Annotated in this window: 6 protein-coding genes; all 6 read left to right on the forward strand. The window is 43.7% G+C overall.

Annotated features, from left to right (window positions below; all coding sequences use genetic code 11):
- Positions 1-197 precede the first annotated feature (197 nt).
- On the forward strand, positions 198-686 hold the full coding sequence (locus ACEW9J_RS11900; protein ID WP_373545341.1) for a hypothetical protein: 489 nt from the start codon (positions 198-200) through the stop codon (positions 684-686).
- Complete coding sequence (locus ACEW9J_RS11905; RefSeq protein ID WP_373545336.1) at positions 664-2,685, forward strand: type IV secretory system conjugative DNA transfer family protein; 2,022 nt, start codon at positions 664-666, stop codon at positions 2,683-2,685. The genes ACEW9J_RS11900 and ACEW9J_RS11905 overlap by 23 nt, the downstream gene beginning before the upstream one ends.
- Positions 2,686-2,750: 65 nt before the next feature.
- On the forward strand, positions 2,751-3,554 hold the full coding sequence (locus ACEW9J_RS11910; RefSeq protein WP_373545337.1) for a hypothetical protein: 804 nt from the start codon (positions 2,751-2,753) through the stop codon (positions 3,552-3,554).
- 38 nt (positions 3,555-3,592) lie between these two features.
- Positions 3,593-5,326: a hypothetical protein gene (locus ACEW9J_RS11915; RefSeq protein ID WP_373545338.1), complete on the forward strand. Its 1,734-nt coding sequence runs from the start codon at positions 3,593-3,595 to the stop codon at positions 5,324-5,326.
- 19 nt (positions 5,327-5,345) lie between these two features.
- Complete coding sequence (locus ACEW9J_RS11920) at positions 5,346-6,140, forward strand: hypothetical protein (RefSeq protein WP_373545339.1); 795 nt, start codon at positions 5,346-5,348, stop codon at positions 6,138-6,140.
- 76 nt (positions 6,141-6,216) lie between these two features.
- Positions 6,217-7,506 (forward strand): ATP-binding protein (locus ACEW9J_RS11925; protein ID WP_373545340.1); only part of this gene is annotated, 1,290 nt, incomplete at its 3' end.

The following is a 7,506-nucleotide window of genomic DNA, read 5'->3' on the forward strand; positions in this document are numbered from 1 at the left end:
ATTTTGCTGATTTTAAAGCGGAAATTTCCACCTGTATCGGCACCGCGAATACAGACCGGAAAGAAAAGCTAGACAGCCTATTAACACTCAATTTTCAATCTTTTGCAAAAGTCCAGATCTTAACCGTTTAGAGTATATCTATTCTAATCAACAGGCTAAACTACCAATTGCCAACCGTTACCCAGTGTGAATCCCAAATGAGGAGTTTGAAGAAAGCTAAATCGACCTTCCCATTAATCTTGCTATTGTCTGTGGGTGGTGTTTGCGCTCTCGTCCAATTAGCTAAATGGGTTAAAGAGACATTCTACGATCCGGCAAAGGGATCTTACTCAATGGCAACAGATCTTAAATCAGCTCCAGAAATAGAGCAGATAGTCGGTCGCAGCGTCTACACTTCTAATAATTTTGTTGCCGCACAAGTTGCTAAGAAGGTTCTGGCAGCGCAGATTGAAAGTGGCGGTACCACGTTCACGATTTATCGGTTTAATTTACCTCAAACTTGTGGCAAATTGGGTTGTTTGCATGTGGTAGTAGACGAGCGCGATAAGTACACAAATTCCGTGCAGTTGATCGACCTACCAGATAAGTCATTTCCTTTCACCAAACTGGCGAAAGCTGGATGTTTCTCAGTTCGGCAGCCTTCAAATGGAGCCATCGATAATTATGAAATCTGTAAACCAAGTTAGTTTTATTCCACCGCCACTGCTCAAGACAACGAATTTAGATCCCTCGTTTCTTGCTATTTTCGGTCTGGGACTGCTATTTATTATCCTCAGCGTAATTCAGGGCAGAAACGGCACAAAAGGGAAAACGGCTACCGCGAGGTGGGCAAACCCTGGGGAAATTCAACGGTGCCACAGGCTGGCTAAAAGCGCAATTCGCAAGCGTAAATTCGATTGTGCTGCTTACTATATCACCGAACCGATTGGTGTGCCCGTAAGTTCCCCAAGTCAGGTTTTGGGTCGAAAGTCTGGCGTGAAGATCGTGTTTCCAGAAATCAATCGCGGCTTGTTTACCTGCGGTGCTACGGGTTGTGGTAAGACAGACAATATCATCAATCCTTGCTTACATTCGGCGATCGCTCAGGGTATGTCGATCGCGTTATTCGATGGCAAAGGGCGCGGCGGTCAAGCAGAGACGTTAATTCCGCTCGCTCTGAGGCACGGTTACGAAGTTAGGGTATTGGCTCCAGGCGACCAAATTTCTAACACTTTCAACACTTTTGATTCGATTAAAGACGAGCGAGATGTGGCTGGGGCAAGGGAGCGAGTAGCAGTACTAATCGATAATACCAGCGAAAAGGATACCAAGAAGGACTCATTCTTCGATCCTGCTGGATCTTCAGTCTTATCGGGTGCTTTTTTAATGGCTAAATGGGTCGCCAAAGTTGAAGGAGATCCGCTGCTTGCCAACATTTTAATGGTGAATCAGATCCTCAAATTGCAAAACTTATCCAGGCGATTGCAAGCTTCTCAAGCTACTATCGACCCCTGGATATATTCTGAGTTTGGAATTCTTACTGCAACGAGTAAAAAAGCAAGCCAAAATAGTCCCGAAGGCAGTATTCTAGCTACTGCCATCAAAATGCTGGCTCCACTGGTAATCCCAAATTATCTTCAAACCTTTTGCGGTAAAACTACTTTTCCAGGCTTCGATCCTCAAGACCCGCTCAAGGTCGATGGCAAGCAGATGGTCGTGTTCATGCTCGATCCTGACAACGTAGCTAGTACCGTACCGTTGATTGCGATGGCAATCCATCAAGTTATTTCTTACAACCTCAGATCTGGAAGGCAAGAGCCAATGGTTGTTAGTCTTGATGAGTTTCACTTGCTGAATTTGCCGATCGTTTTAAAATGGTTGGCTGTCGATCGCTACAACGGATCGTCGATTATGATCGGTACTCAATATCTCAGTCAATTAGATGCAATCTACGGTAAAGATCGAGCTAGAGGCTTTTTGACTAACTGCAATACTAAAGCATGGTTCAATCCAGGCGACCCCGATACCGAACAGGCTCTCTCGAAAGCTTTTGGAGAAGAAGAACTCGAATTAAAATCAAACTCTAAGTCTTATAACTTCGGCAAAAATAGCGGTAACAGTCGATCCGAGAATGAGCAGTTGCATAAAAAGCCATTGATTGAAGCTCACATTATCGGGCAACTTCCTAAAGGTAAATGTATCATTCAATCTCCAGGAACGGGTAATAAAGATAGTGTTAGCATCCCGTTCGTCCACCAGTTTAGTTACGATGAGAAGCAGAGTAAAGCTTTTAAGAAGCAATCGCTTGAAGATTATAGTGCTATCAGAGAATTTATAATCAACGAGCGCGGTGGCACTTCACAAGTTGACTTTAGCCAGGAGCTGCTTCGCTATACGCAAATTTTGGAGCGATTACTACCGCTCACTCCTGAAACTGAGGCAGCGAACGATCGGCTAGTAATCCCCGATCCCCTGCACGTTGTCGGAGCAGATATTTTAAATTTATGCCAAGCAGCCGGATTCGATTTATCTAAATATGAAATAGCGGCTCAGAAAAAATATTATGTGCCTACCGACTTAAAGGCTAATGGCGATATTAAATCCCCGTTAACTTATCAAGATGTCACTAGATTGCTAGAGTACAGTGAATCGCAGCACGAGCAACCGCCGTCGCCCATCCCCGCCGCTACGGGCGCGATCTTCTAGTACTATCTCTAGCTGTTGGCGGGGATTAGGCTCTGTCTGTTCATTTATTAATTGGAGATAAATTTATGAGAACTACACCATCAACCTACGATCGAATCTACGTCAGAACCGACAAGCAATGCCTATTCGCCTTAGATTGTGGCAGTACTTTCTATGTCGATCTCGATCCACTTCTACCGCAAACTTATATCTCTATTCATCTAAACGATCGGCCGATCTATTTCCATGATTTTGTGGCTAGCAGAACGCTAGTAGAGTGTCCGATTGGTATGGCTATTTATAATAGTCACGTCGAGCAAATCCAGAACATGAATGAGGAGAGTGAGTTTAACGATCGCTGCCAAACATTTGTTGCCTACTTATACGATCTCGCCGGACAAATGGATGTGTACAATGGCAAATATATAGATCAACCTTTATATATCAAGGGTCAAGATATAGTCAATATTATTGAAAAAGCTGGATATCTTAATATTTATCTTTGCCCTTTAGAAGACAATTTATATATGCCATTCGATCGAGAGAAGTTATATTTTATTCCGCCACATTTTGTTGAAGACGAAATACTCGATCTCTCACCATTAGGGCTAGATCGCATTATTGAGTGGAATCACCCTGTGGATATTTGCAATATATTCACAATAGTAGCTCGAATGACTGGCTCCGATCGTCTATATGTCATTGGTAGTGACATAGATAAATCTTTTCAGGAAGCAGGATACGATACTGATTTTGGCATTGAGGACAACAAAAAGTATTATATACCCGCAGACTTAATAGTCAATGGACGAGTAAAATCATTTACTTGCGATGATATTAGTAAATTGATTACTTATAATGCTTCCAATCGGGAAAAAGTTCCCTTCTAGCAAGCTGGTTTTAGCGCAAGCGGTGACTGTACGAACCGTTGGCGAAGCCTAGCCTCTGGCTAATCGCCAGTAGCTCACAAGCGAAGCTAACCAATTGTGTAGGTTCGTACAGTCAAAAACCAGCCGCCCCGCAGGGCAAGGATACAGGAGAGAAATTGATGCAGGAAATTCAGAATCAATCAGAAAAATTATCTCAGCAGCTCAACCAAGCGGGTGCGGTGGCATTCAAGAATTTGATGCTGGCATTACATGAGTTATCCAAACTCGATCTTAAACCAAAAAAGAAACCGATTGAAGTATCCAAAACTAATTCGCCTGAAGCAGCTATGAACTCTGGATTTAAGATTACTAGTAAAGATTCTCAAAACCCCGATCTCACTTCTCGACAACAGGCAGAGAGATTGGTACAACAGCTAAATAGCTCATTAGCAAATCACAAAAAATTCAATCGTGATGTAGAGGTCAATGGAACTAAATATAGGGTTGATAAATATGATGGTGGTGGATTAAATGTTGAGTCTAAAGATTCTAAGTTATTCGCCAAGCAGGGAAAGCCTACTTTTACGGGCGATGAAGAAAAATTAACTAAAGATTTGCCGGATATTGTCGCTCGGATGGATCGAGAGTTAGATTTGGAACGACCAAATCAAATCAACAATCGAACTGAAGTTTTGTACGGTTACGATTCAAACAATAAGTTTATTGATAATAAGCTCTCTCAAAAAGATGCTCAGGCTGTTCTCGACCTGATGAACGGTAAAGAGGGAACTACCATCGCTGGGGGAGAAAATCTACTCATCGAACATGATGGTAAAAAGCTGTTTGAAACCGACGCTCAAGGCGTAGTAACATACAGTGCCTACGAGCGCGACCCTAAATTACTAAGTAGTGTCAAACTCAAGGATGAAAAAGGTCTGACCGAACTCACGAACTATGCTAAACGCATGGCGGCAACTCCTGACAACGAGGCTAAAGTCACCAAAACTAATGAGGTTGTAATACCCGATCCACCTCAAGAAGTTCAGAAAGTGAAACCTCAGTCGCCGATTGGGAAAACCCTCGATCGGGCCGAACCCACTACAGAGATAGACCCAAAGCAGACAGCTAGCGTCACTTACGATCGAGTGCTGAAACTTGAATTTGATAAGTCTAAATCTGAAAGTCCTCAAAAAACGATTGATGGCGTAAAATACAAGCTCAAACCTGAGAAAGAGAAAGGGACTAGCTCTGTCTCAGTGAAGCCAAGTGAGAGCAAGAAAGCTATTCGGATCGGCACAGTCGATAAAGATGGAAATTTCAAACCCGAACCCAACCTTAGTGACCCAAAAGCTATCCAGGCAATGGAGCGAGTGTTATTGGCGCGGGGAATCGAAGCTCAACCATTGAAAGAAGCCCAGCAACTCGAAGTAGCAGCCCAATCGAAAGACCCCCAATATCTGCCGCTAACTCAGGAAAACGCTCCTAAACCTGCGCCCAACCGTAGTAGCAATTCTCCGTCAGCCGAGCAGAGTTTGCCTGGGGTAAATACCGCACCTGCTAATACTCAGACAGTCGCCCTGCCAGCTCAGGGTAATAGTTCGCCCAAACCCAAACCCAACATCACTAATAACTCTCCACAAACCGAACAAAATTCGCCTGGGAGAACTCCCGCACCTGCTAACGAGGGTGTCACTTTACCAACTGGGGGTGAGAAGGGGACGGTAACATTGCCAACTAGCGGCGGCAATTCTGAAAGATCGCGTCCAGAACCAGAAGTATCTCAAAGCCGATAGCACTAAACCTTTAAATCCGATGAATAATTTAGATAACACTAATATCTTAGACATTGCCGACAGTACACAAGATTACGACTGCCAGAAAAGAGAATGGATTTCAACTTACGGCTCTAAATTGCTTCAAGCGTCATTACTAGCTGGTTATATATCCGATTGTAGGTATGTAGAAGAAAGGCTGAATCTTGAACTCCCAGGCTTTTTATTACCTACTAATATATCGATCGAGAAAACAGATAGCCCACCAGCTTATTGCCTAAGAGCGTGTAGTGGGGTGGTTGATTCATATTGCTCTAAAAACTACTGGGATCACAAAGACTACTATCTAACTGTAGACAACTATCTGGGGAAACATACGATCGTTAAGAAGATCGTAGCACCAGCCGAAGTTGTCAAATCTACACTTAGTTCGACAGTCCAAGAAAAGGACGACATCTCCGATCCCTATGAATCAGATAAAAGAGATTGGATTTTCAATTTTGGTTCCGACTTATTGCAACGTTCGATCGTTAGTGATTATAGTGCCGATTTAAGATATGTTGAAGAGCGAGTAGCTACCGAACATCCAGGTTTCCACAAGCCCAGATCCGAACACCAAAGAGCTGATAGTCCACCAGAACATTGCTTAAAGGTATGTTTGCATGAAGACGCATCATCTTATATTTCTCAATCCAAAGGTTATTTAGATGACTGTTACTACGTTACTATCGATAGTTTCTTAGGCAAACATCAGATCGTCAAGGAAATTAGCAAATCGGCAAAAACTACTAAAGTTAAATCATCCCGTTCGTTAAAAATAAAGTCCAAATTGTAAAGCTCGATCTAGAGCGCGAAATAGAACTCAATAAATTGTTACTGGAAGATCTCAAATCAAAGCCCTAAACTGAAATATGTCTCAACCAGATTTTACCGAACTGATCGGTCGCCACCGGATCGTCCTGGTGCGTTGCAACCCACTCGATCGCGAATGGATTGTTAGCACTCACTTGAGCGATGCCGATCGCTGGCGATTGAATGTGGCAATCGGTAAGGATTCCTTATCTTCACCGTTCTCACTGCTACTAGCAGCACTCCGCCATGTGACTAAAGGCGGTAACTTTGTCTTCGATAACTACTTAACATTCGTTGCCACGCTCGCACCGTGGGAGCGGCAACTCATCTACGAACAGTTCGCCGATCTCTACTCTCTATGCCAACATCAATATCAGATCGTGCTGTTGCAAACAGACGATAGCGTATTACCGCTCGAACTGGCGCGATTTATTTATGAGTACGCCTGGAAGTTGCCCACTATTACGGAGATTACTGAGTTATTTGGTGAATATCACTTCGAGCCAAACGAACGCAATCTACGGCTGGCATCGGGGCTAGCTTATCAAGATTTGAAGCTCGCGCTCCAGCAGGCGATCGAGAGTTCGGAGCCAGAAATATACTTAGAAACGTACCGTAACGCCCGTTTATCTCTAATGGGCGTTAAGTACGACCCGCCACCAGTTTTTAAAGAAATTGCGGGTTTAGATGAGCTTGTCGCCGCCATCGACAAGCTCAAATTTAGATTCAGCCAGCGAGCGATCGACATCGGGCTACCTTACCCCAAAGGTTGGCTCTTAGTGGGCATACCAGGGACGGGGAAGACTTACTCGGCAAGGTCTATTGCCTCTGCTCTGGGCTACCCCATGCTATCGCTAGAGATCGATAAAATCAAAGTCGGCGGTTTGACTGCAATGGCAAGGGTTTTGGAGATCGCTCGCGTCTGCGCTCCGTGCATTTTTTACATGGATGAGATCGAGAAACTATTTACCAGAGATGATAAACCGCTACTTTCGCTGTTACTAACCTGGCTTCAAGATAAAACTTTCCCCGTTTTCGTCATCGGTACTCTCAACAGAATTGAAGATTTACCAGTTGAAGCCACACGCGCTGGCAGATTCGATACTGTCTGGGAAGTCGATTCTCCAGATGCCGAATCTCGTTTAAATTTATTCTTACTATTCCTCAAACGATTCGATGCTAGATTCAAAGATAGTATCGTTTTTGATAAGTACGAATGGCAAGGTATTCTCGACGAAACGATTGAGTATGTCGGTGCCGAAATCGAGCAAATTGTCGTCGATACAGTTGCAAAAGTTAAGGAGTGCGACCTTAATGCAGAAGTGACAGCAAGAGATTTACTTGAAGAG

The sequence above is a fragment of the Chamaesiphon sp. genome (assembly GCF_041737865.1).
In the GTDB taxonomy this organism is placed as follows: Bacteria; Cyanobacteriota; Cyanobacteriia; order Cyanobacteriales; family Chamaesiphonaceae; genus Chamaesiphon.